We start from the raw sequence: 19,967 nt of genomic DNA, 5'->3' as shown, positions 1-19,967 counted from the left end.
CTTACTCTGCCGCGCGCGTTTTCTGCTGCTGCTCGCCCAGGCCCTCGATGCCAAGGCGCACCGTCTGCCCCGCCTTCAGGAACACGGGATTCGGCTTCACGCCCATGCCCACGCCCGGCGGCGTGCCGGTGGAGATCACGTCGCCCGGCTGCAGGCTCATGCACTCCGAGAGATAGGAAACCAGCTTCGCGACCGTGAAGATCATCGTGCGCGTGCTGCCGTTCTGGTAGCGATGGCCGTCGACTTCGAGCCACATGGAGAGGTTCTGCGGATCGGCCACTTCGTCGCGCGTGACGAGCCACGGGCCGGTCGGGCCGAAGGTGTCGAAGCCCTTGCCCTTGTCCCACTGGCCGCCGCGCTCGATCTGCCATTCGCGCTCGGACACGTCGTTGATCACGCAGTAGCCCGCCACGTAGTTGAGCGCATCGGCCTCGCTCACGTTCTTTGCGTGCTTTCCGATCACCACGCCCAGTTCCACTTCCCAGTCGGTCTTCTTCGAGCCGCGCGGGATCTCGATGTCGTCGTTCGGGCCGACGATAGCGCTCGTCCACTTGTTGAAGACGACCGGCTCGCTCGGCACCGGCATGCCCGACTCGGCGGCGTGATCGGCATAGTTCAGACCGATGCAGACCATCTTGCCGATGTGGCCCACGCAGGGCCCGATACGCGGATTGCCTTCGACGAGCGGCAGCGTTTCCGGGTCGATCGTGCGCAGTTGCGCGAGGCCGGCGTCCGAGAGCACGTCGCCCGCAATGTCGGCCACGTTGCCCGAGAGCGCGCGAATGCGGCCTTCGGCGTCGAGCAGGCCCGGTTTCTCGTGGCCCTTCGGGCCGTAGCGAAGCAGTTTCATCGTCTGTGTTCCTCGTGTGTCTGTGCGTTGCAGTCGGTCAGAATCGCCTGGGGCGATGGTTCGGGCTAACTAGTTCGACCATCCGCCGTCGATCACATGCGCCTGGCCGGTCGTGAATCCGGATTCGTCGGAAGCGAGGTAGAGCGCGAGCGCCGCGATTTCCTCGGGCTTGCCCACGCGCCCCATCGGCTGGCGCGCGACGAACGCGGCGCGCGCCGCGTCCACGCTCGTGCCCTGCGCCGCCGCCTGCGCGGCGATGCGCTCCTCCAGCGACGGCGACGACACCGTGCCCGGGCAAATCGCATTGCAGCGGACGCCGCGCGTCACGAAGTCCGCGGCCACAGCCTTCGTCAACCCTATCACAGCGGCTTTCGAGGCGCCGTACACGAAGCGGTTGGGCACGCCCTTCACGCTCGACGCCGCCGACGACATGTTGATGATCGACCCGCCGCCCTTCGCCAGCATGCCCGGCAGGAAGGCGCGGATGGTCCGGTACATCGCCTTCGCGTTCAGATCGAACACGAAGTCCCAATCTTCTTCGCTCGCTTCCAGGATCGAGCCCGCGTGCACGAAGCCCGCGCAGTTGAACAGCACGTCGATCGCGCCCAGTTCCTGCGCGAGCGCCGTGATGGCCGCGCCGTCGAGCACGTCGAGCTTGCGCGCCTCGACCGGCAGCGCCGCCAGCGCGTCGATGCGCAGATCGGTGGCGATCACGCGTGCGCCTTCGCGCGCGAACAGTTCGGCGGCCGCGTAGCCGATGCCCTGGCCCGCCGCGGTGATCAGGGCCGTTTTGCCGGCCAGTCTTTGTACCATCTGCCACTCCAGTTGGAAGCGCGGCACGGCGATACCCCGTATTGCAGCAGGCCCCCATGCCGCGATCGAGCGAAGAAATCGCGGGAAGAAGTTGGGATGACGCAAACGGCCATTATGGCGACGCAGGCGCGCCTCGTGGCGTTCGGCGGACCTTTTCTAACCGGCTGGATGGTCCCCGAGCCCGGATTCAAGCCGATAGAAAGCCGCAGCGTTGCCGCCGAAAACGGCGGCGCGCTCGTCTGCGGAAAGTGCTTGTGTAAGCTGCTGCGCACTCGCGTACCAGCGTGCGTAATCGCCATTGAGGTTTAGCACCGGCCAGTCGCTGCCCCACATGAGGCGTTGCGGCCCGAACTCGGCAAGCAGATGCGCGACCCACGGCGCCAGCGTAGCGTCGTCCCAGCCGGGCGCGGCTTCGGTCGCGAGCCCCGACAGCTTGCAGTGCACGTGCGCAAACTGCGCGAAGCGCGTGATGGCGTGCGCCCACGCCACAAAGCCGCTCTCGCCGGCCGCCGCGATCGGCGGCTTCGCGCCGTGATCGATCACCACGCGCAGCGTTGGATGCCGCGCGAGGAACGTCGCGAGCGCATCCGCGTGGCGCGTGAACACGAGCGCGTCGAAAGCGAGATCGTGCGCGATGAGCGCTTGCACGCCGCGCGCGGTATCGGCTTTCGCGATCCAGTCGTCGTCGGGCAGGTCCTGCAGCATCGGGCGCACGCCGCGCAGCTTGGGCTCGCGCGCGAGTTCGGCGATCAGCGTGGCGACGTGCGGATCGTCCAGCGGCACCCAGCCCACCACGCCCGCAATCGACGGCTCGTTGCGTGCAAGATCGAGCAGCCAGCGTGTTTCTTCGATAGTCGGCGCGGCCTGCACGACCACCGTGCGCGCCACGCCGCACAACGCGCGCAGCGGCGCGAGATCGGCGGGTCCGAACGCGCGATACAGCGCGGTCATCGAAGGCGTGAGCCAGCCGTAGTCGCCGCGTGCCGGGTCCCAATAGTGCTGATGGGCGTCGATCCGTTCGATCGTAGAGATGGTAGTCATGGCTCAAGCCTGCGGAAGCGGCGCGCGCGGATCGAGGAGACCTTTGTCGCGCAGCGCGAGCCACAACTCGCGGGGCAAATTCGTCTCGAACGAGGCGACGTTCTCGCGCACCTCCTGCGGGCTGCGTGCGCCGTTGAGCACCGTCGCCACGGCCGGGTGCGCATAGGGAAACTGCAGCGCCGCCGCCGCGAGCGGGGCGTCGTAGGTCCGGCAGATCGTATCGAGCCGCGCCACGCGTTCGACCACGTCCTGCGGCGCGTCGGCGTAGTTGAATTTGAGTTCGCCGAGCAATCCGTGCGCGAGAATGCCCGAGTTGAACGCGCCGCCCAGCAGAATGCTCACGCCCTTCTTCTCGCACTCGGGCAGCAGGTCGTCGAGCGGAGCCTGTTCGAGCAGCGTATAGCGGCCCGCCAGCAAAGCGCAGTCGATGTCGAATTCCTGCATCGCCTCGCGTATCACTTCGCGCTCGTTCACGCCGAAGCCGATCGCCTTGATCGCGCCCGCCTTGCGCAATTCGTCGAGCGCCTTGAAGCCGCTGTCGCGCAGTTGCCGCCAGTAGTGCTCGTTGCGCTCGCCGTGCGTGTAGCGGCCGATATCGTGCACGAGCAGGACATCGATATCGACTAAGCCGAGCCGCTGCTGGCTGTCCTCGAACGAACGCAGAATGCCGTCGCGCGTGTAGTCGAAAATCGCTTCGAAGGGCAGTGGGTTTTGCCAGCCCTCGCTGCCGTCGTACTCGTGCGTGCGCGGCACGAAATGGCGGCCCACTTTCGTGGAAATCACGTACTCGTTGCGCGGATAGCGCCGCAGCGCCGCGCCCAGCCGGTGCTCGGCCTTGGTGTGGCCGTAGTGCGGCGCGGTATCGAAAAAGCGGATGCCGGCTTCCCACGCGGCGTCGACGGTGGCTTGCGCCTCTTCTTCGGACAGGTCGCGATACAGGCCGCCGAGCGGCGCGGTGCCTAGACCCAATGCGCTGACTTCGAGCGCCGTGCGGCCGATACGGCGTCTGTGCGCCACCCTGGGATGCTGTTCTTGCGCCATGGCTCGTCTCCTCCTGGAGATGGTTGTTTCCACAACGAAATCATCCGACTGCGAGTTTCAGTTCGCGGCTTCGACGATCGGCACGCGCGCACTGGCGGGCAGGCATGCGGGGCCGACGGGCTCGAAGCGCTTGTACGTGAGGATAAACTCCTGGTGCCCGAGCGTTTCCGACTTCGAACGCTCGCCGCCCGCGACGGCCAGCGTGCGGTCGAACACTTCGCGCCCCACTTCGTCGAGCGTCGCGCGCCCTTCGAGAATGCGGCCCGCGTCCACGTCCATGTCGCCGGCGAGGTTGCGGTAGGTCAGCGGGTTCGCGCACACCTTGATGACCGGCGCAAGCGCAGAGCCCACCACCGACCCGCGCCCTGTCGTAAACAGGATCAGGTGCGCGCCGCACGCGATCAGCTCCGCGATTTCCGCATTGTCGCTGATATTCGGAAAGCCGAAGCGCGGCTCGCCATCGGGCACCACGTCGAGCAGATAGAGACCGCCCGTGGGCGGCACGTCGCCCGGCTTCACGATGCCCACGATCGGCGAGGCGCCGCTTTTTGCATACGCGCCGAGCGACTTCTCTTCCTGCGTGGTGAGGCCGCCGTCCGCGTTGCCGACGGCGAACGAACCGTGGCCCAGAATCGAGTAATAGCGCGCCGCCTTGGCCACGCACGCGACGATCGCCTCGCCCAGTTCGGGTCTTGCGGCGCGGCTTTTCATGTGGAATTCGCAGCCCACCAGCTCGCCGGTTTCCTCAAAAATGCAGGCCGAACCCGCTGCGATCAGCTGATCGAAGGCGCGGCCCACAGCCGGGTTGGCGGTGATCCCGCTCGTGCCGTCCGAGCCGCCGCAAATCGTGCCGACCAGGAGTTCATCGAGGCGCATCGGCACTTTCTGTTGCGCGGCGAGTTGCGCACGCGCTTCGCGCACCCAGTCGAGACCGTACTGAATCGTGCTGCGAGTGCCGCCCTTTTCCTGGATCGTCAGGACTTCTACCGGACGGCCGCTCGCGCGCACCTGCTCCACGAGATAGTGCTTGTTCATGCTCTCGCAGCCGAGCGAAACGAACAGCACCGCGCCCACGTTCGGATGCGTGGTGAGCTGCTTCATCATCTTCTCGGCGTAGCTGTTGGGGAAACAGCCCGGAAAACCGATCAGATGCACCGGCGGCGCTTCTGGCTGCTGCAGCGCGGGCGGATCGTCGAACGCGCCAAGGGGTTCGCGGAACTGCGCGACGATTTCCTGCGCCACGTGGTGCGCGCATTCCACGAGATAGGCCACCGCAACCACGTTGCGTATGCCCTTGCGTCCGTCGTTGCGCAGCCAGCCTTGGAGCATGGGCGCGGCGGCTCGTGAAGGGGTGACGTTGCTATCGCTCATAACATGAATCCTGCTCGCGGCGCGTGCCGCATCATGGTGGCGTTACTTGTGCGGCACGAATTCGTGCCCCGCGTCGTGCGTGTAGGTCGGCAAGTAATCGCTTTCCAGGTTGTGCGTGTGCAGATGCTCGCCGCGCGCCACCGGCTCGTTTACGTGGCCGATGCGCGCGCCATAGCGCAGCACCTTCTCGTCTTGTGCGAGCGCGCGGCGCGCCACCTTGTGACCGAGTTCGATCGTCCTGGCGAGCGTCACACGCTCGCCTTCTATCTCTACCGTTTCGCCCGCTGCCAGACGCGCTGCCGCGATCAGGCAGTTGTCCTCGGGCGCGAGCAGAATCAGGCGTGCGTCGGTATGGGGTGCGTTGCCGTTCACAGATCGTCTCCGCGTTTAATCCTGCGCCCTTGTCGCCATCGAGCGAAATGCCGCCGCGCCCGCGACCTGTTGCAACTGCCTTTTCCCAACCTGACGACGCTGGCGTTTATTCACCAGTGAATGCATTATTCATATACGCACATCCCAAGGTCAAGCGATGTGCAGTGCAGCATGGGTCCGTGATTTCCCTGGGGACGATCGAATGGAAAAGAACACGAAGAAAAGTCAGATGGACAACGTGCCCGAGGAAGCCGACGAGAAAGACGACGCCGATCGCTATCGCGCGCCCGCGCTGGACAAGGGGCTCGACATCCTCGAACTGCTTGCGGAACAGCGCGCCGGCCTCACGCGCGCCGAGATCACGAAGGCGCTGGGACGCAACGCGAGCGAGATCTACCGCATGCTTGAGCGGCTCGTGGCGCGGCAATACGTTATCCGTTCGGAAGGCGGCGACCGCTATGCGCTGAGCCTGAAACTCTTCGCGCTCGCCCATCGTCACCCGCCCATGGAGCGCCTGATCTCGGAAGCGCTGCCGCTCATGCAGCGCTTCGCCGACGAAGCCGAACAGTCGTGCCATCTCACCGTCTACGACCGCGGCAACCTGCTCGTGATCGCCCAGGTGGACGGGCCGGGCACATGGGGCATCGCGGTGCGGCTGGGTTCGCGCGTGGGTCTCGTCGACACGAGTTCGGGCCGCACGCTGCTCGCCTGGCAAACGCCGGAGCAGCGCGCGCACATGCTCGCGGAGCATACGAAGGTGAAGGGCGAGGTGGCGATCGATCACGCGGCGCTCGAAGCCGCGTGCGAGCAGGTGCGCGAGGCGGGCTTCTCGCGCAAGGACAGTCAGCAGATTTTCGGCGTGACCGACGTGACGTTTCCGGTGCTCGGGCCTTCGGGTCAGGCGATCGCGGCGCTCACCTGCCCGTTCCTCAAGCGCATCGACGACTATGTCGCGCCCTCGCTCGACGAGGCGACGCAAATGCTGAGCGCGACCGTGCAGACCTTGTCGATGTTCCGCGAGGACGGCGCAGCCTGACGCCCGGTGGACTCAAGCCGGCCACGCAAAACGGTTAGAATGGCGGCCCTCTCAAAAAAACCTGTGCGCCGCGCGCGCTGCCGCAAACCGGCGGGCAAGCGGCTCACGCGCATTCGAAACCCATGGCGAAACTCCTGACCGATCAAGAATTCCAGCGCTTTTCCGAGCTTCAGCAGAAACAGGCGAGCTTCACGATCTCGGCCGACGAAGCCGACGAGTTGCGCGATATCGTCGCGCGCGCACAGAAAAAGCGCGACGACCGCGACGACGCGATGAAGACCGTCGAAACCGCCATCGCGCAATTCGAGATCGCTCCCGAGGAGCTGTTCACGGCCGAGCAGATAGCCGAAGCCGCGCGCAATTTCGGCCTGATTCCGGCCACGCGCAAGGAGCGCGTGCTGCCGCCGTCGCTCACCTTCAACGGCAAGACGCATCAGTGGACCACGCGCGCGCTGCCCGAGGAAATCCGCATGCCGCTGTTCGAGGCGTTCCAGGGCGGCCAGTCGGTGAAGGCGTTCATCGCCACGCCCAAGGACGCCGCGCGCTGCGCTGCGACCATCGCGCGGCTGGAGAAGGAAACCGGCGCGCAGTACGGCGAGGCCTGGCTTGAAGAGCTCGCACTCACGCGCGGCCAGATCGACGACGCGCTCGCGAAGCTGGCCGCCTAAGCAGCGAGGTGCGCCGGCTCAGTCGAGCGGCATGCGAAAGCCGACCACGCCCGGGTCTTCCGTGGGCGTGACGGTGAAGCCGCAGGCGCGCGCGAGGCCGATCATCGGCGCGTTCTCGCGCAGCGCCTCGCCGAGCAGCCAGTGCGTGCCGCGCGAGCGCACGTACTCGATGATGCGCGACATCAGCAAGCGGCCAAGGCCGCCGCGCTTGAGATTCGACAGAATCGCGACCGCGAACTCGGCGGTCTCGTTGTCCGGATCGGCCACGGCGCGCACCACACCCAGCGTGCGCGGCTGGCCGTCCTCGCCATGCACCACCGCAATCAGCGCCATCTCGCGGTCGTAGTCGATTTGCGTCATGCGTGCGAGTTGCGTGTGATCGAAGCTGCGCACCGCCGAGAAGAAGCGCAGGCGCAAGTCGTCGGGTGTCATCGACTCGACGAACGTGCGGTGCATCTCCTCGTCTTCGGGACGGATCGGGCGGATCGTGAGGCGCTCGCCGTGCCAGTCGATGGTTTCTTCGAGCCGCCGCGGATACGGCATGATCGCGAAGCGGCTGCGCTTTTCCGCGAGCTGCAGGCAGGGCGCGACGACCACGACCGCCTCGGGCAGCACACGCAGCGTCAGACGCAAGCCCACGATTTCCCGCACCTCGCACACGAACTGCGATAGCTCGGTGAGCGCGGCCAGCGTCGGCTCGGGCGCCGCGTAGCGCGCATAGGGCGAGTGCGCGACGATGTCGCGCGAGAGCACGGGGTTCAGTGGCGGCAGGCTGTACACGCGCAGCGGCGGCGAAAAGTCGTCCGGCGAAGGCGCGGCGAAACGGAACACCGGGCCGAAGTTGTCGTCGTCGCGAAACTCGACCGACACATCCACCACGGGCTTCACACCCGGTTCGTCCTGCGCCTGCGTGGCGAGTCCGAACAAGGCCAGCAGTCTGCCCGCCTCCTCCCCTTTCAGTTCCGTGCGCCCGGCCGCCAGCGCCGCGCGCGCTTTGCCCTGCGCGGCCTCGATCGCGGCCGGGCCCTGCGCGGGCATGGTCTCCGGCGTCTGCATCAAGAGCTCGCGGCCCAGCCGGTAATCGACGAGACGGGCAAACGCGCGCGCGAGGCGCCGCGGCGTGGTGTGTACCGGAATGCCGTGCGCGTGCAGTTCGTCGCGCGTGGTTTCGTCCACCCCGCCGAAGAAGCACGCGAGCATGCCGCGATACGCGAAACGCTGTTGCTCGATCAGCGTGCGCGCCACCGCGTCCACCGGCGCGCTGTGGGTGGGCGCGTGCACGACGAACGCCGTGCCGCTCGAGCGGTGCGTGGCGAGCGTTTGCAGCGCGAGGCCGAAGTGCTCGGGCTTCGCGGTGTCGCCGAGCACGAGCGGATTGCCGGCCTGCGCGTGCGGCAGCGCGGCCTGGACGGCCGCCAGCGCTTCGTCGTTCCAGCGGGCGAGCGTGTCGCCGGCTTTCATGAAGGCGTCGCGCGCAAGTGTCGCCACGCCGCGGTCGCTCGTGATGAGCGTGGCCGTGTCGCTCGCGGCCACGCGGCCCACGCCGAGCGTTTCGATTTCGTCGAGCAGGTCGTCGAGCGTGTCGACGCGCACGAGACCCGCGCGCCGGAACGCCGCCGTGTAGAGCGCATCGCCCTTGTCGTCGCGGCCGCTTCTCAGCGCGAGCACAGGCTTGTTGCGCGCCGCCGCGCGCGCCGCCGACATGAACTTGCGCGCCGCGCGGATCGTGTCCACTTCGAGCAGGATCGCGCGCGTGCTCGGGTCGCTCGCGAGGTAGTCGAGCACGTCGCCCACGTCGACGTCGGCTTCGTCGCCGAGCGCGATCACGTGCGAAAAGCCCAGGCCGCGCGGCGCGGCCCAGCGCAGCACCGCGTTGGTGAGCGCGTTGGACTGCGACACCCAGGCCACGCCGCCCTTGCGCGCAATCGACGCTGCCGCGCCCAGCTGCGCGTTGAGCGCGGGCGTGAGCGCGCCGAGACTGCCGGGGCCGACGATGCGCAGCAGATGCGGGCGCGCCGCCGCCAGTGCGTGGCGCAGGTCGGCCTGATCGGCCTCGTCGCTCGCCTCGCCGACGATGATCGCCGCACGCGTGCCCATGCCGCCCAAGCGATGCACGAGCGCGGGCCACGTGGCGGGCCGCGTGCAGATGATCGCGACGCCGGGCGCCTCGGGCAGGTCGCTTGCGTCGGCGAGCACGGGCCGGCCGTCGAAGGCTTCGAAGTCGCCCGCATGGCGCGGATTGACGGCCCACAGCGGGCTCGTGAAGCCGCCTTCGATCAGCCGCCGCCATACCATGCTGCCGATGCTGCCGGGGCGCTGCGAAGCGCCGATCACGGCCACGGATTTCGGCTGGAACACTGCATCGAGATTGCGTACGGTCACAGGCACTCCTCGTCGGTCGGACAGGCGCTTGCCATAGAGGCGAACGCCGGTTTGTCGTCTTTTACCGTTACGAGAAGAGGATAGGGCAAGCGCGCAGGCGCTGCGCGTATTTCGCCCGGCGCCTATGAGCGCAGATGCGGCGGCATGGCGCCGCACGCCGCCCTGGGCGTGTGGCACCACGATGCGCGAGAAGGACTTTGCCTGGTCTGTGAACGCGGCGCGAGCGCGCCGTGTGTGTTACATCGACTTGCGGAACGGCGCGCCCGAATGCTCGCGCAGCTCGTTGAACACGATCTTCGGCCAGGCCTTTTGCGCGACCTCGATTTCGGAGACGTGCGAGGCGAGATAGGTCGGCGCGTTCGACGCGTCGTAGGCCATGCGGGCCTCGTACGAATCGGTGAAGCGGCGCAGTTCGGCGGGATCGTCGCAGGTCACCCAGCGCGAGAGGCGATAGCGCGCGGGCATCAGGCGCACGGCAACCTTGTACTCGGCCGCGAGGCGGTGCGACACCACTTCGAACTGCAGCTGGCCGACCGCGCCCAGGATCGTCGCGCCGCCGTGGATCGGGCGGAACACCTGGATCGCGCCCTCTTCGCCAAGCTGCTTGAGCGCTTCGCCCAGTTGCTTCGCGCGCATCGGATCGACCACTTCGATGGTCTGGAAGATTTCCGGCGCGAAGAACGGCAGACCCGTGAATTGCAGGTCTTCGCCTTCGGTGAGCGTGTCGCCGAGGCTCAGCGTGCCGTGGTTAGGAATACCGATGATGTCGCCAGGGTACGCCTCGGCCACGGTCTCGCGGCGCTGTGACAGGAAGCTCACCACGTTATTCGCGCGGAAGGTCTTGTTGTTGCGCGTGACCTTCAGCTGCATGCCGCGCTCGAAATGGCCCGAACACACGCGGATGAACGCCACGCGGTCGCGGTGCGCGAGGTCCATGTTGGCCTGCACCTTGAACACGACGCCCGTGAACTTCGGCTCTTCTGGCGAGACCGGTCGCTGCACGGCCATCCGCGGCGACGGCGGCGGCGCGAGATCGACCAGCGCGTCGAGAATTTCCTTCACGCCGAAGTTGTTAATCGCCGAGCCGAACAGCACCGGCGACTGCTCGCCCGCGAGGAAGGCGTCGCGATCGAAGGTGGGCGTCGCGCCCGTGATCAGCTCGACTTCTTCCTTGGTGCGCTTCCAGTGATAGCCGAAGCGCGCTTCGCCATCGGCGTCGCTGATGTGCTGCAGCGTTTCCACCGCGCCGCCCAGCGACTCCTGACCCGCGCGGAACACGCGTACCTGGTCGCGCTGGATGTCGTACACGCCCTGGAACTCCTTGCCCATGCCGATGGGCCAGGTGAACGGCACGGCAGCCACGCCCAGGTGCTGCTCGATTTCGTCGAGCAGGTCGAGCGGCTCGCGCACTTCGCGGTCGAGCTTGTTGATGAACGTGAGAATGGGCGTCTTGCGGCTGCGGCAGACTTCGAGCAGCTTGAGCGTTTGCGCTTCCACGCCGTTCGCACCGTCGATCACCATCACGGCGGCGTCGACCGCCGTGAGCACGCGGTACGTGTCTTCCGAGAAGTCCTCGTGGCCCGGCGTGTCGAGCAGATTGATGACCGCGTCGCCGTACTCGAACTGCATGACCGAGCTGGCGACCGAAATGCCACGCTGCTTTTCGATCTCCATCCAGTCGGAGGTCGCGAAGCGGCCGCTCTTCTTGCCCTTCACGGTGCCCGCGATCTGGATCGCGCCCGAAAATAGCAGCAGCTTTTCGGTGAGCGTGGTCTTGCCCGCGTCCGGGTGAGAAATGACCGCGAACGTGCGGCGGCGTCTGAGTTCGGCTACTGACATGGATAGGGCGGGTATCACAGATGAATTCGGGCAACCGGGCCGCGCGGCGGGGGTTGCGGCGAGCGCGGCGGCGCTTGCGGGCGCGTTTTCAAGCAACGCTTACGGCGCGTGCGGCGAGCAGTGCGCTGCCTGCGACGCACGGCAAATAGCACGAGCGATCGGGAATGTCCCGCGGATGCCCGCGCAAAAAAGCGAAAAGGCGCCGGGACCGAATGATACACGGCATTCGCCCCGCCGACTAAAGGTTTGATGGGGTTCGAACGGGTTGGACGCGCTGGTTCGCGCCGCGTTGGCAAAGGTGAGCTTTTACAGGACCTCGATGCGAGCGCACCGTCGACAGCTTCGTGCACCCGCCGCGCTCGCGAGACGCCCCCGTTTTCACGAGAATTTCCTTTCGCCACAGACATGCAAGCGCTGCGTGAGCGTCCTGGTCCCGCTCGTTGCGGCATGCCGCTGCGCGCCGCGCGGGACCTGAGGTGAGCTTTTTCGGGACTCAATACGGTGCGGCCGTCACGGCGGGTGCTGCGCACCCCTGGTGCAACGGCCTGGCAGGAATTGGCCCGTTATTCCTTGATGAGGAAGCGTTCGCGGTTCTTGCCCGCCAGCCAGCCCGGCGCGCGGCCACGGCCGCTCCAGGTCTCGCCGGTTTTCGGGTTCATGTAGCGGGCCGGCAGCGCCTTCTTGCGCGCGGGGCCTGCACGTCGGCTCGTGAAGCCCATTTCTTCCGCGGTGATGTCGTACTCCGCGATTTTTTCCTTGATCTCGGCGATCGCCTGGTCAATTTCCTTTTCACGCGCCGCAGCCACTTCCTTGTGAAGCTTCTCCAGCTGGGCGGTCAGTTGCTTGTAGCTCGGCATGAAAACGCATCTCCAGTTCGGTCAAGAGAGTGCCATTGTGACCGGTTTGGAGCCCGTGCGACGATGCAGGCGCGCATTTTTACAACGCTATCGCAAACGTTGGCGTTACCGTTCGCGTTGCCCAAGCGATTCGTGCGACAGACGGCTTTCGAGCGCGCGCAGCGCTTCGTTGAGCCGCTTCACGCGCTGCACCTGCGAAGGCACGAGGTTCTCGCCGGAAACCGACTCGAGCCGGCCGCGCCAATAAGAGAGCGGAATACGGTCGCGCCCCGAGAGCCGCCCGATGATATGTTCGAGATGCTCAATGTCCTTTTCGAGTTGGTGATGATTCATCGCTGCCCCCGGTAATGACAAGTTTTATCGAGCGCGCACAAAAAGCGCGCACTCACTTTCGTCGCATCGCCGCTTTTCCGCACGCCGCGGATAATCGGTCGGCTTGGTAATCGCGCCGGCTGACCGTGCTAAATGCACGCCGCAGCGGATTGACTGCTTTTGTTCGTACTGTCAGACCAGAATAAAGCCAGCGCGACCGGCTATCCGTTGGATACCGCACGGAATTCCAGAGGCCGCTCGTCCACGCTCGCGGTTGTATCCGCATCCATATCGAAAGGCAGATTAACGGGGGCTATTGCGCCTGTATATTCCTCAATTGTGGAACGCTATGCGGAGCGCATTTTGCTGCCATCAGTCTTTCACAATACGAACAACGAGAATGGCGTGAAAACAAACGAATTACAATACGATCGCCTGCTGCACCTTATTTACGACACCCTCGATAATCCTTGCGCCTGGAAGGATTTTTGCGCGCAATTGCGCGAAGCGACTGGAGTGGCGTCAGTTCATTTGTATGCCTTTGACCGGCAGCGCGATCTATTTTCCTGGAGCGACGGTTTCGCACTCACCGGCGCGGAACCGCTGGAGCGCATCCGGCCGCTGTACCGCGACGATGCGCGCCTGGCATGGCTGCGCGCTTACCCGCCGGGCAAGTGGCTGCATTGCGGCATCGAGCTCGACTGCGCGGACGGCGACTGCTCAGCCGGGTTCGAGCTCTGCCCGCTCGAGGCAGGCCATCGCTGCGCGGCGCTGTGCAAGCTGATCGAACAGAACGGGCTCGCCGTTATGCTCGCGTGCCGTGTGGACGCCCAGGCCGGGCCGCTCCCGGGCGAGCACCGCGAGCTGCTCGAGCGGCTCACGCCGCACCTCGTGCGCGCGGTGCGCCTGTACCTGCGCCGCTTTGCCTTGAACGCCGACACGCTTGCAAACCGCTCACGTCCGCCAGCCATGCTCGTGAGCGCGCTGGGCGAGGTGCTCCATAGCAACGAGGCCGCACAGCGGCTCCTGAAGGCGACCTCGCTCGTGCGGGTGCGCGGCCGGCGCATCACGCTCGCGGCGCCCTATCACGCGCGCCTGCTCGAGGACATCGCCGTGAGCGAGGCGCGCCTGCGCAACCGCATGAGCGGCGCGCGGGCTGCGGCGGCGCGCTTTCGCGCGTTGCGTATCGTAGGGGCCGCCGACGGCACGCTCGCGCCGGATGCGCCCGATGCTGCGGCCGCAACGGACCCGCACGGCCAAACCCATGATGGGCGGGGCCGCGCGCAGGCCTCGGCGAGCCAGCAGGAGGTGCTCTACGCGTTCTACAACGTGGTGACGGCCGACGACGCCTCGGCCCCGGAATTGCGCGCTTTCGCGGCGCTGACCTTCTATCACCCGCGCTCCGCGCCGCTGGTCGACGAGCGGGTGCTCGCGACGGCCTTCGATCTCTCGCCGGCCGAATGCCGTATTGCGCTGCTGCTTGCGGAAGGTCTCACGCAAAAGGAAATCGCCGCGCACGTCGGCGTGAAGCACGACACCGTGCGCAAACAATTGCAATCGATCTTTCAGAAGACGGCGACGCGCCGCCAGCCCGACCTGCTGCGCCTTTTGCTGAACCTGCCGGCGCGCGGACCGAGCGCCGCCGCCGAGGGCTGAGCGGGGCGCGAGAGGCTTATTGGGCCTTGCGGCAGGCGAACACGAGCGTGTAGTTGCCGTTGTCGGTCGAGGTCGCGACGGTGTCGTAGCCTGCGCCGGCGCAACGGGCACGCGCCTGCTGCGCGCAGGAATCGCGATCGCCCGAGGCCGGGCATTGCACCTGGATCGTCGGACGGCCGTCCGACAGGAACAGCGGCGGGCCGCTGCTGCACGCAGCCAGCCCTGCGATCAAGGTCAACGCACACGCCGCGAACGGCAATCTGTGCAAACGGAACAACGACGAACCAGGACGAGTCATTTGGAGCACCCCAACGGGCTTCTAGTTTTTCGACGTTGCGATTGTGCCACGCCGCGAGCCATGTGCGATGCATCGCCGCGAGCGCCGCGTGCACGCGCTCAGGGCGCGGTCGAGAGCGTCTTGTACGGCAGCGCGCCTTGCGGGTCCGAACTCACGCGTACGAAGACCTGCTCGACGTCGGGAATCGCGGCGAGCCGGCGCTCGAGCGCCGCACTGTCGAAGCCAGGGCCCGCGCATCCCTCCGCGTAGACGAAACGGCGCTGCACCGTGATCCAGATGCTCGTGCCCGCAAACAGGGCATCGCCTTGCAGTTGCTGGCGAATCGCCGCTGCAATGTCCGCATCGTAAAGATACGAGTTCGGCTTCGAGCACTTGTGCGCGAGCCAGCAGGTCGTGCCGCGCTCCACGCGATAGTGGGCGTCGTCATCGGCTTCGGCTTTCGTCATCCGCGGGCCGAGCGGCTGCGGACAGGCGCTGATCGCGTTCGACAGCGCGAAGAACGGGTCGTTGTACCAGTTCTTGCGCTGGGTATCCGGCGCGTTCGTCGTGTTCTCGGCCTTTGAGCCGGGCGCGGAAGCGCCGGCTTGCGATTGTGCGAACGCTGCGCCCGCCCAAATGACCGCAAAAGCGCCCACGCAAACAAGCGCCGCCGCAAGCCGCGCTGTCTGCACCGCCCGCACGCGCCACGCACCTGGCCCGCCATTACCGATTGCACTCATTGACTGGCACCTCTGCGGCTCGCTCTTCTGCGCAACGATAGGACCGAGCGGCCACGCTCGCAATAACGAGATAAATCCTTTCGTTACAATCGCTGCGACGCACCACGGCCTCGCCGCACGAAAGGACGCAGCGAAAGCCATCACACACGCAGCAAGCTGAATCGCGCAACGCGATCGATCCGCAGGAGACTCCATGTCGTTTGTTATCGTTCTCGCCGCCCTCGCGTTCCTCATGCTTGCCGCGTACCGCGGCTACAGCGTGATTCTCTTCGCGCCCATCGCCGCGCTCGCCGCGGTCCTCCTCACCGAACCCGCCGCTGTTGCACCCGTCTTTTCGGGCATCTTCATGGAAAAGATGGTGGGCTTCGTGAAGCTCTACTTTCCTGTGTTCCTGCTCGGCGCGGTATTTGGCAAGGTGATCGAACTATCGGGATTTTCCGAAGCGATCGTGCACGCCGCCATCCGCTATATCGGCCGCTCGCGCGCCAACGCCGTGATCGTCGCCGTCTGCGCGCTGCTCACGTACGGCGGCGTTTCGCTCTTCGTAGTGGTGTTCGCCGTCTACCCGTTCGCCGCCGAACTCTATCGCCAGAGCGATATTCCGAAGCGCCTCATGCCGGGCGCCATCGCGCTCGGCGCCTTTTCGTTCACGATGGATTCGCTGCCCGGCACGCCGCAGATCCAGAACATCATTCCCACCACGTTCTTCAAGACCACCGCGTGGGCCGCGCCTGCGCTCGGCGTGACCGGTTCGCTCTTCATCATCGTGGTGGGCCTCTCGTACCTCGAATGGCGCCGCCGCAGCGCGATGTCGAAAGGCGAAGGCTACGGCACCTCGCTCGTGAACGAACCGGAACACGTCAAGACCGAACACCTGCCCAACCCGCTGCTCGCCGTCGCGCCGCTCGTGCTGGTGGGCGTGGCGAACTTCCTGCTCACGCACTGGATTCCCGTCTGGTACGGCGACACCGTGACCGTGCCGCCCGAAGTGCTGCCCGGCATTCATACGCCGGTCACGGCCACCGTCAAGCAGGTCGTGGCGATCTGGGCGGTTCAGGGCGCGCTGCTCGCGGGTATCGTGCTCGTGATCGTCACGGCGTTCGGCCGCGTGAAAGACCGCTTCGCGAACGGCACGAAGGCGGCCGTGGCCGGGGCGCTGCTGGCTTCGATGAATACCGCCTCGGAATACGGCTTCGGCGGTGTGATTGCGGCGCTGCCCGGATTCATCGTCGTGAGCGATGCGCTCAAGAGCATTCCGAATCCGCTCGTGAACGCCGCCGTTTCGGTGAGCGCGCTCGCGGGTATCACGGGGTCGGCATCGGGCGGCATGAGCATCGCGCTCGCGGCCATGTCGGATCTCTTCATCAAAAACGCACAGGCAGCGCATATTCCGATGGAAGTGCTGCACCGCGTGGTGGCCATGGCCAGCGGCGGCATGGACACGCTGCCGCACAATGGCGCGGTCATCACGCTGCTCGCGGTTACGGGGCTCACGCACCGCGAGTCGTATCGGGACATTTTTGCGGTGACGGTGATCAAGACGTTGGCCGTCTTCTTCGTCATCGCTGTGTACTATGCGACGGGGATTGTTTGACGTGGGGTGCTCGCAGCGGCACTGGTGAAACAACTTGAGTTTTTCTTTCTCCGGAAACTCAAGTTGCAGCGTGTCCATATCTTCTGAAACAAGGGCGGCAAACTCGTGTCGCCCTGCCCTGCCCGACCCGATTTCATTCAGAAAAGTCCTCCGGAATCTCCTTTGCCGCGCTCTGATAAAGAATCATCACGAGCGGAATTCTGGGCTCTGCCGTGGCGTCGGTTCGTCGTCCCGTCACCTCGCCCGTGACTTCGGTCGTATACTCCGCGACCACTTCGCCAAAGGTATTGCGCTGGATTGCCACTTTCTGGCCCGCGTTGACCTTGTCATTGACTTTGACCAGCAGTTCGACGAATCCACCGTGCGTCGACATGACTGAGTGGCCGCTGTTGCCGACGAAGGTCCCGACGTCTCGTCCAGTGCGCCCCATCGGACCCGATACGATGTTGTAGCGCTTGAGCACGTTCATCGTGCCTTCGACGAACGACGGAATCATGTCGAAATCGAAAACGCGCGCGGAACCGATCTCGGGCGTGATTGCGGGAATCCCCACGTTGATGAATGCATTGGCAAGCAGCGTGGGATAGGCGGGGTTGTCGAAGATTTGCTTGATCGGAAAAAGCTCCGCCATGGCTCGCGCCTCCGGCAATTCCATTCTGGCCAGATTGAAGGACGTCAAATCCATGCCGGTCGTGGCCGTATGAAAATCGAGTGCGTAGTCGGTGTTCGGCCTCAACAGCCGGTTGAACAGCAGTCCCGCATGCCGGCTCGGCGCGCTGCCGCCATTCTCGTTGCCCGGCCATTCGCGGTTGATGTCGATGAGGCCGATTCCAAGTGCGGAATTGGGCCATCTGCGCTCCATGGCCTCGAGCGCGGGGCGCGATACGTCGAGCACCGCCAGCACGGTGCCTGACATCTGCGCGGGGTCGAGCTGGCTTATCACGCTGTGGATGGTATGCACGGGGCTCATTTCATCGCCATGCACCCCGCTGATCAGCGCGACGCGCTTGCCCGGCTTCGCACCGTGGACAACGATCACCGACACATACCAGTTCTGCCCCGTCGGCATTTGCACGCCCTGAAAGTAGAACTTGTGTGTCTTGCCACGCTCGAGGTCGCCGACGTCGAGCGCGCTGATGACCTTCTTTGCCTGGATCACATCGCCGGTATAAACCGTCCCCGTCCCTTGCGGGCCCCCGGCGGTCGGCGCATTGGCGCCTTGGGCATTTGCGGCCTCGCTTTGCGAGACCAATGCGGATGTTGCGCCGACCAGCGCAACGGCCTTCTTCATGAAGTCGCGACGAGCGACAACATCTTCCGATTCGTCTTGCATGATGGCGAGGTCCTGACGTAGTGGGGAGAGATCAGTCAACGGCGCCTCACGGATTACCGGTTACCGCGAATGGCATTGCGATAATGCCGGCTACGCTGGCGGCCGCCAGGCACTCTGTGGGGAGTCGTGCCGCCGCCGATTACGGCGACTGTCGGTCAGTTCAGAACATCTGCTAACGTCTGCATTCGTTTCCGGCTAGTGACTTCGAACAGGCCTCCTGCTCAGCCTTTCGAAGCTCGCCGCCAAAACCGCGCTCCCGCCTTTCGCACGTCTGCGAGGGCGCGTCGACATGCATTCTCCCCCGAAGCGCGGAAGCTTGCTTCCCCCATGCGAAAGCCCCCCTCAGAGCAGTTCAGCTGACCCGCCGGGGCCCCTGCGGCCCACTTCAGCACTGCCGCCCCTGTCGTACGTGCGCCTTCGTACATTCCTGACCTCGCAATCCGGAACGCAGAAGCTATATTTGTAGACCTGATGTTCGGCACGCGCATCGCACGCCATGCCGCATCGGCTGAGTTAACGCACCGGACAATAATCAGGATAGCGAACAAATGTTCCGTGGATAGCGACTGAATTGCCTGTGAGGAGCCGGCGATGTCCAAAACGATAGTCTTTTGCGCAGACGGCACGTGGAACGGCCCCGAAGATCCGGCAGGAAAAGGCGACGGTGCCGCGCCTGACGCCGCGGCAGGGTGCCAGCCGGGACTGACCAACGTATGCAAGCTTTTCGCGTGGCTCGATGGAAACCTGCTGCCCGAAGGAAGCAACTGGGGTGGCCTCGAGATGGAAAAGGCGCTTGCAGACGCCAACGGCACACCCGTACAGATCGCGAAATACATTCACGGCGTCGGAAATTCCCAGCAACTGCTCGATAAAGTCGCTGGCGGCGCATTCGGGGTCGGCGTCGTCGCTCGAATCGCGCGCGGCTATACGTATATTTCGCGCAATTTCGAGCCCGGCGACGGCATCGTGATCGTCGGATTCAGCCGCGGCGCGTACACCGCGCGAGCCCTTGCGGGACTGATTGCGGGACAGGGTCTGCTTCGGCCGGATCTCGCCGCGATCGACGATCAGAAACGTTACGACACCGCAGTGGCAGCGTGGTATCGATGGAGACACGGCCACGAAACGACGTTCCAGAAGATCGCAGACGGCGTGACGGAGTTCTTGACGATCCATCGCGCCTTCTCCAACCCGAAGCCTTTGGATGCCAACTCGTTCGTGAACGCAAAAGTCACCGCCGTGGCGGTTTGGGATACGGTGGGTTCGCTCGGCATTCCCATCTACTACGAGGGTTCCGCCATCGATCTGTTCCGGTTCTGCGATCTGACGTTGAACCCGGACATTGGCCTCGGCGTGCACGCGGTTTCGCTCGACGAGCAACGCAGACCGTTCGAACCGACCTTGTGGAATCCCAACCCGAACGTGACGCAAGCGCTCTTTCCCGGCGGTCATTGCGATGTCGGCGGCGGCTACCCCGATCACGGCCTCTCCGACGGCCCGCTAGTCTGGATCGTCGACAGGTTGCAGCACACTGACGTCGGATTGAAGTTCGCCCTTCATCCGCCCGTTGCCGTCCAGTCCAACCCCTTGGGGCCGCGACACCGCGAATGGGTAGAGGACCGTGCCTGGCTGGCCGCCGGAGTGGGACCGCGGGCGTTCCCGGAAGGCATGGTCGTCAACGACAACATACGGCAGCGGATGAACGGTCAACCCGAAGATCTTTTTGGGGCCAACGGCCAGCAGCCCAACTACTCACCGGGTAACTTGCCCGCACGCTAAGCGCAA

18 protein-coding genes are annotated in these 19,967 nt (G+C 65.4%); 5 read left to right on the top strand and 13 right to left on the bottom strand.

The annotated features are described in order from the left end of the window. Position 1: 1 nt before the first annotated feature. The 6 genes from AB3X98_RS30470 to AB3X98_RS30445 form a co-directional block, all read right to left on the bottom strand. On the bottom strand, positions 2-850 hold the full coding sequence (locus tag AB3X98_RS30470) for an ureidoglycolate lyase (RefSeq protein ID WP_028202870.1): 849 nt from the start codon (positions 848-850) through the stop codon (positions 2-4). 69 nt (positions 851-919) lie between these two features. Continuing rightward, positions 920-1,663, bottom strand: a complete 744-nt coding sequence (locus AB3X98_RS30465) for an SDR family oxidoreductase (RefSeq protein WP_368604950.1) — start codon at positions 1,661-1,663, stop codon at positions 920-922. A 156-nt stretch (positions 1,664-1,819) separates the two neighbouring features. Beyond that, complete coding sequence (locus AB3X98_RS30460) at positions 1,820-2,704, bottom strand: amidohydrolase (RefSeq protein ID WP_368604951.1); 885 nt, start codon at positions 2,702-2,704, stop codon at positions 1,820-1,822. Between the two features lie 3 nt (positions 2,705-2,707). Next, positions 2,708-3,745, bottom strand: a complete 1,038-nt coding sequence (locus AB3X98_RS30455) for an aldo/keto reductase (protein ID WP_342946927.1) — start codon at positions 3,743-3,745, stop codon at positions 2,708-2,710. 57 nt (positions 3,746-3,802) lie between these two features. Then, positions 3,803-5,116 (bottom strand): UxaA family hydrolase, encoded by a 1,314-nt coding sequence (locus tag AB3X98_RS30450; protein WP_368604952.1) that lies wholly within the window; start codon positions 5,114-5,116, stop codon positions 3,803-3,805. 42 nt (positions 5,117-5,158) lie between these two features. Continuing rightward, complete coding sequence (locus AB3X98_RS30445) at positions 5,159-5,488, bottom strand: UxaA family hydrolase (RefSeq protein WP_368604954.1); 330 nt, start codon at positions 5,486-5,488, stop codon at positions 5,159-5,161. Between the two features lie 202 nt (positions 5,489-5,690). Here AB3X98_RS30445 and AB3X98_RS30440 point away from each other — a divergent pair, with 202 nt between their 5' ends. Both AB3X98_RS30440 and AB3X98_RS30435 read left to right on the top strand, forming a co-directional pair. After that, entirely contained in the window at positions 5,691-6,524 is an 834-nt protein-coding gene (locus AB3X98_RS30440; protein ID WP_256094445.1) for an IclR family transcriptional regulator, read from the top strand. 122 nt (positions 6,525-6,646) lie between these two features. Beyond that, positions 6,647-7,192 carry a hypothetical protein gene (locus tag AB3X98_RS30435; protein ID WP_368604955.1) on the top strand — a complete coding sequence of 182 codons (546 nt, stop codon included), beginning with the start codon at positions 6,647-6,649 and terminating at the stop codon, positions 7,190-7,192. 18 nt (positions 7,193-7,210) lie between these two features. Here the strand turns inward: AB3X98_RS30435 and AB3X98_RS30430 are convergent, their stop codons facing one another. From AB3X98_RS30430 to AB3X98_RS30415, 4 genes are all read right to left on the bottom strand, one after another. After that, entirely contained in the window at positions 7,211-9,574 is a 2,364-nt protein-coding gene (locus tag AB3X98_RS30430) for a GNAT family N-acetyltransferase (protein ID WP_368604956.1), read from the bottom strand. A 237-nt stretch (positions 9,575-9,811) separates the two neighbouring features. Further along, positions 9,812-11,413 (bottom strand): peptide chain release factor 3, encoded by a 1,602-nt coding sequence (locus AB3X98_RS30425; protein ID WP_069261446.1) that lies wholly within the window; start codon positions 11,411-11,413, stop codon positions 9,812-9,814. A gap of 563 nt (positions 11,414-11,976) precedes the next feature. Next, positions 11,977-12,270, bottom strand: coding sequence for an H-NS family nucleoid-associated regulatory protein (locus AB3X98_RS30420; protein WP_368604957.1), 294 nt, complete (start codon positions 12,268-12,270; stop codon positions 11,977-11,979). 105 nt (positions 12,271-12,375) lie between these two features. Beyond that, positions 12,376-12,603 carry a hypothetical protein gene (locus AB3X98_RS30415; protein WP_069261448.1) on the bottom strand — a complete coding sequence of 76 codons (228 nt, stop codon included), beginning with the start codon at positions 12,601-12,603 and terminating at the stop codon, positions 12,376-12,378. 384 nt (positions 12,604-12,987) lie between these two features. On the opposite strand from AB3X98_RS30415, the gene AB3X98_RS30410 reads away from it, so the two are divergent. Continuing rightward, the gene (locus AB3X98_RS30410; protein ID WP_368604958.1) at positions 12,988-14,238 is read left to right on the top strand and encodes a helix-turn-helix transcriptional regulator; all 1,251 of its coding nucleotides are present in this window, start codon (positions 12,988-12,990) and stop codon (positions 14,236-14,238) included. A 16-nt stretch (positions 14,239-14,254) separates the two neighbouring features. On the opposite strand, the gene AB3X98_RS30405 is transcribed toward AB3X98_RS30410, so the two are convergent. Both AB3X98_RS30405 and AB3X98_RS30400 read right to left on the bottom strand, forming a co-directional pair. Further along, on the bottom strand, positions 14,255-14,476 hold the full coding sequence (locus AB3X98_RS30405) for a hypothetical protein (RefSeq protein WP_368604959.1): 222 nt from the start codon (positions 14,474-14,476) through the stop codon (positions 14,255-14,257). Positions 14,477-14,634: 158 nt separating this feature from the next. Next, on the bottom strand, positions 14,635-15,255 hold the full coding sequence (locus tag AB3X98_RS30400; RefSeq protein WP_368604960.1) for a BON domain-containing protein: 621 nt from the start codon (positions 15,253-15,255) through the stop codon (positions 14,635-14,637). Positions 15,256-15,448: 193 nt separating this feature from the next. Here AB3X98_RS30400 and AB3X98_RS30395 point away from each other — a divergent pair, with 193 nt between their 5' ends. Then, positions 15,449-16,849, top strand: coding sequence for a GntP family permease (locus AB3X98_RS30395; protein ID WP_368604961.1), 1,401 nt, complete (start codon positions 15,449-15,451; stop codon positions 16,847-16,849). A 133-nt stretch (positions 16,850-16,982) separates the two neighbouring features. On the opposite strand, the gene AB3X98_RS30390 is transcribed toward AB3X98_RS30395, so the two are convergent. Beyond that, positions 16,983-18,182, bottom strand: a complete 1,200-nt coding sequence (locus AB3X98_RS30390) for a succinylglutamate desuccinylase/aspartoacylase family protein (protein WP_069261453.1) — start codon at positions 18,180-18,182, stop codon at positions 16,983-16,985. 591 nt (positions 18,183-18,773) lie between these two features. Between AB3X98_RS30390 and AB3X98_RS30385 the strand changes: the two genes are divergently transcribed. Next, on the top strand, positions 18,774-19,961 hold the full coding sequence (locus AB3X98_RS30385; RefSeq protein ID WP_368604962.1) for a DUF2235 domain-containing protein: 1,188 nt from the start codon (positions 18,774-18,776) through the stop codon (positions 19,959-19,961). The last annotated feature ends 6 nt before the right edge of the window (positions 19,962-19,967 follow it).

It is taken from the genome of Paraburkholderia sp. BR14312, from assembly GCF_040948675.1.
Lineage (GTDB): Bacteria > Pseudomonadota > Gammaproteobacteria > Burkholderiales > Burkholderiaceae > Paraburkholderia > Paraburkholderia nodosa_A.
Note: the sequence above shows the minus strand (reverse complement) of the source record. Positions and strands in the feature narration are given on the sequence as shown.

What these genes read in the sequence shown, in the direction of transcription:
- AB3X98_RS30460 (WP_368604951.1), bottom strand. Translation starts at nt 2,704, where the DNA reads ATGACTACCATCTCTACGATCGAACGGATCGACGCCCATCAGCACTAT.
- AB3X98_RS30425 (WP_069261446.1), bottom strand. Translation starts at nt 11,413, where the DNA reads ATGTCAGTAGCCGAACTCAGACGCCGCCGCACGTTCGCGGTCATTTCT.
- AB3X98_RS30420 (WP_368604957.1), bottom strand. Translation starts at nt 12,270, where the DNA reads ATGCCGAGCTACAAGCAACTGACCGCCCAGCTGGAGAAGCTTCACAAG.
- AB3X98_RS30385 (WP_368604962.1), top strand. Translation starts at nt 18,774, where the DNA reads ATGTCCAAAACGATAGTCTTTTGCGCAGACGGCACGTGGAACGGCCCC.
- AB3X98_RS30390 (WP_069261453.1), bottom strand. Translation starts at nt 18,182, where the DNA reads ATGCAAGACGAATCGGAAGATGTTGTCGCTCGTCGCGACTTCATGAAG.
- AB3X98_RS30455 (WP_342946927.1), bottom strand. Translation starts at nt 3,745, where the DNA reads ATGGCGCAAGAACAGCATCCCAGGGTGGCGCACAGACGCCGTATCGGC.
- AB3X98_RS30465 (WP_368604950.1), bottom strand. Translation starts at nt 1,663, where the DNA reads ATGGTACAAAGACTGGCCGGCAAAACGGCCCTGATCACCGCGGCGGGC.
- AB3X98_RS30435 (WP_368604955.1), top strand. Translation starts at nt 6,647, where the DNA reads ATGGCGAAACTCCTGACCGATCAAGAATTCCAGCGCTTTTCCGAGCTT.
- AB3X98_RS30470 (WP_028202870.1), bottom strand. Translation starts at nt 850, where the DNA reads ATGAAACTGCTTCGCTACGGCCCGAAGGGCCACGAGAAACCGGGCCTG.
- AB3X98_RS30440 (WP_256094445.1), top strand. Translation starts at nt 5,691, where the DNA reads ATGGAAAAGAACACGAAGAAAAGTCAGATGGACAACGTGCCCGAGGAA.
- AB3X98_RS30450 (WP_368604952.1), bottom strand. Translation starts at nt 5,116, where the DNA reads ATGAGCGATAGCAACGTCACCCCTTCACGAGCCGCCGCGCCCATGCTC.
- AB3X98_RS30395 (WP_368604961.1), top strand. Translation starts at nt 15,449, where the DNA reads ATGTCGTTTGTTATCGTTCTCGCCGCCCTCGCGTTCCTCATGCTTGCC.
- AB3X98_RS30415 (WP_069261448.1), bottom strand. Translation starts at nt 12,603, where the DNA reads ATGAATCATCACCAACTCGAAAAGGACATTGAGCATCTCGAACATATC.
- AB3X98_RS30400 (WP_368604960.1), bottom strand. Translation starts at nt 15,255, where the DNA reads ATGAGTGCAATCGGTAATGGCGGGCCAGGTGCGTGGCGCGTGCGGGCG.